Origin of the sequence: Ruegeria sp. A3M17, assembly GCF_003318255.1 — a bacterium.
GTDB lineage: Bacteria > Pseudomonadota > Alphaproteobacteria > Rhodobacterales > Rhodobacteraceae > Ruegeria.
Map to the genome: position 1 here is coordinate 2,501 of NZ_QOCF01000030.1, position 3,705 is coordinate 6,205.

The 3,705-nt window shown below is 52.8% G+C and carries 1 tRNA gene and 2 rRNA genes; all 3 read left to right on the forward strand.

The window, feature by feature from the left end:
• The first annotated feature begins 244 nt into the window (after positions 1 to 244).
• The 3 genes from DS906_RS16875 (at position 245) to DS906_RS16885 (ending at position 3,705) form a co-directional block, all read left to right on the forward strand.
• A 23S ribosomal RNA gene (locus DS906_RS16875) occupies positions 245 to 3,109 on the forward strand.
• A gap of 248 nt (positions 3,110 to 3,357) precedes the next feature.
• A 5S ribosomal RNA gene (rrf, locus tag DS906_RS16880) occupies positions 3,358 to 3,472 on the forward strand.
• Between the two features lie 156 nt (positions 3,473 to 3,628).
• Positions 3,629 to 3,705 (forward strand) — tRNA-Met (locus DS906_RS16885).

Below are 3,705 nucleotides of genomic sequence, written 5' to 3' on the forward strand. Positions count from 1 at the left end.
GAGCGACCTGCGTTGATCAGCTGCACGGCTGAGAGACCATATGGGGTTGCTCAATTGTCCTCGTCCAAGTGGCGGGGGCGGGAAATGTATGTTTTTGGTTCAGAAGAATGACTGCCTTTAGTTACCAGCTGGGCGGTCTCGATTGATTTGATTACTAGCGCAGCTTTGGTTGTGTGCGGTCAAACGCACTCAAGTAGCCGAATAGGCGGTAGTGCCAATATCAAGTCTTTCTTTTTCTGGATCAAATCAAGCGCGAGAAGGGCGTTTGGTGAATGCCTTGGCAGCAAGAGGCGATGAAAGACGTGATACTCTGCGATAAGCCATGGGGAGCTGAGAATAAGCTTTGATCCATGGATTTCTGAATGGGGCAACCCACCTGAATGTTTGTTATTGTTAGCACTGCTAATCAATAATGGGCATAACCAGGTATTTATGACCTGAATACATAGGGTTATAAAGGCAAACCCGGGGAACTGAAACATCTAAGTACCCGGAGGAAAGGAAATCAATTGATACTCCCCTAGTAGCGGCGAGCGAACGGGGACCAGCCGAGCCAGATGAGTGAGAAGAACATGTTGGGAAGCATGGCCATAGCGGGTGACAGCCCCGTATTCTAAGCTCTGATGGACGTATTAAGTAGGGCGGAACACGTGAAATTCTGTCTGAAGATCGGAGGACCACCTTCGAAGGCTAAGTACTCCTTGCTGACCGATAGTGAACCAGTACCGTGAGGGAAAGGTGAAAAGCACCCCGACGAGGGGAGTGAAACAGTACCTGAAACCGAACGCCTACAATCAGTCGGAGCCTCCTTGCGGGGTGACGGCGTACCTTTTGTATAATGGGTCATCGACTTGGTCTCACGAGCAAGCTTAAGCCGTTAGGTGTAGGCGTAGCGAAAGCGAGTCTTAATAGGGCGAATGAGTTCGTGGGATCAGACCCGAAACCGAGTGATCTAGGCATGGCCAGGTTGAAGGTAAGGTAACACTTACTGGAGGACCGAACCCACATCCGTTGAAAAGGATCGGGATGAGCTGTGCCTAGGGGTGAAAGGCCAATCAAACTCGGAGATAGCTGGTTCTCTGCGAAATCTATTTAGGTAGAGCGTCATCCGAATACCCCGGGGGGTAGAGCACTGGATGGGTAATGGGGCCCCACAGGCTTACTGATCCTAACCAAACTCCGAATACCCGGGAGTACTAGATGGCAGACACACTGCGGATGCTAACGTCCGTAGTGGAGAGGGAAACAACCCTGACCTACAGCTAAGGCCCCCAATTCATGGCTAAGTGGGAAAGCAGGTGGGACGACCAAAACAACCAGGAGGTTGGCTTAGAAGCAGCCATCCTTTAAAGATAGCGTAACAGCTCACTGGTCTAAATAAGTTGTCCTGCGGCGAAGATGTAACGGGGCTCAAGCCATGAGCCGAAGCTTAGGATGCCGTAAGGCATGGTAGCAGAGCGTAGTGTGACATAAGACTTATCCTATATTGCCGCCGGTCATTTGGTGCGCGTAAGCGCTCAAGTAGCCGAATAGGCGGTAGCGCAGGATCAAGTCTTTTCGATGAAGCCGGCGCGTGAGCGATCCGGTGGAGAGATCACTAGTGAGAATGATGACATGAGTAGCGACAAAGAGTGTGAGAGACACTCTCGCCGAAAGTCCAAGGGTTCCTGCTTAAAGCTAATCTGAGCAGGGTAAGCCGGCCCCTAAGCCGAGGCCGAAAGGCGTAGGCGATGGGAACTAGGTTAATATTCCTAGGCCGTGGAGTGGTGACGGATCTCAGAGGTAGTTCATCCTTATTGGATTGAATGGGCTGCTGAGAGGTTCCTGGAAATAGCCCTCCTATAAGACCGTACCCTAAACCGACACAGGTGGACTGGTAGAGAATACCAAGGCGCTTGAGAGAACGATGTTGAAGGAACTCGGCAAAATACCTCCGTAAGTTCGCGAGAAGGAGGCCCGGTTCCTAGGCAACTAGGGGCTGGGGGCACAAACCAGGGGGTGGCGACTGTTTATTAAAAACACAGGGCTCTGCGAAGTCGCAAGACGACGTATAGGGTCTGACGCCTGCCCGGTGCCTGAAGGTTAAAAGGAGAGGTGAGAGCCTTGAATTGAAGCCCAGGTAAACGGCGGCCGTAACTATAACGGTCCTAAGGTAGCGAAATTCCTTGTCGGGTAAGTTCCGACCTGCACGAATGGCGTAACGACTTCCCCGCTGTCTCCAACATCGACTCAGCGAAATTGAATTGCCTGTCAAGATGCAGGCTTCCCGCGGTTAGACGGAAAGACCCCGTGCACCTTTACTACAGCTTCGCACTGGCATCAGGATTGTGATGTGCAGGATAGGTGGTGGGCTTTGAAGCAGAGACGCAAGTCTTTGTGGAGCCTCCCTTGAGATACCACCCTTCGCACTCTTGATGTCTAACCGCGGTCCGTTATCCGGATCCGGGACCCTGCGTGGCGGGTAGTTTGACTGGGGCGGTCGCCTCCTAAAGCGTAACGGAGGCGCGCGAAGGTTGGCTCAGAGCGGTCGGAAATCGCTCGTTGAGTGCAATGGCAGAAGCCAGCCTGACTGCGAGACTGACAAGTCGAGCAGAGTCGAAAGACGGCCATAGTGATCCGGTGGTCCCGAGTGGAAGGGCCATCGCTCAACGGATAAAAGGTACGCCGGGGATAACAGGCTGATACTGCCCAAGAGTCCATATCGACGGCAGTGTTTGGCACCTCGATGTCGGCTCATCTCATCCTGGGGCTGGAGCAGGTCCCAAGGGTACGGCTGTTCGCCGTTTAAAGAGGTACGTGAGCTGGGTTTAGAACGTCGTGAGACAGTTCGGTCCCTATCTGCCGTGGGTGTAGGAGACTTGAGAGGAGTTGCCCCTAGTACGAGAGGACCGGGGTGAACGATCCACTGGTGGACCAGTTGTCGTGCCAACGGCAGTGCTGGGTAGCTATGATCGGACAGGATAACCGCTGAAGGCATCTAAGCGGGAAGCCCCCCTCAAAACAAGGTCTCCCTGAGGGCCGTGGAAGACCACCACGTCAATAGGCCGGAGATGTAAGCGCAGTAATGCGTTCAGTTGACCGGTACTAATCGCCCGATAGGCTTGATTTGATCCAGTAATGGAAAGACTGCCAACCGCCTCAAGTAGCGAAGCGGTAGGCGAACAAATAAGCCAAAAACATACACCAACATTAAACATGGATAACTTCGCTGCACCAAGCAGCGGTGTTGATTGATGTGAAACCCCGTAAAGGGGTGACATAACAACCGTGCGGCAACGCGCCTTTATCTGCGATAAAGACGCTGCCTGCCGCCCGTCGCTTTTGCTCCGCAAAAGTCGACGTGGGGATTTTCCTCGGTTTGGTGGTCATAGCGCAAGTGAAACACCCGGTTCCATCCCGAACCCGGAAGTTAAGCACTGCCGCGCCAATGGTACTTGGGCTTAAGCCCCGGGAGAGTAGGTCACCGCCAAACCTAGAAAAATCCCCAAATCTCTCAAAACGATAACAAACTTATTCGACCAAGGCCTCAAATAGCGTAAGCAACAGGCCAACAAATGACCTCAAGTAGCGTAAGCGATAGGTCAACAAATGACCTCAAGTAGCGTAAGCGATAGGTCAACAAAAGTGTCGCGGGATGGAGCAGCCCGGTAGCTCGTCAGGCTCATAACCTGAAGGTCGTAGGTTCAAATCCTACTCCCGCAACCA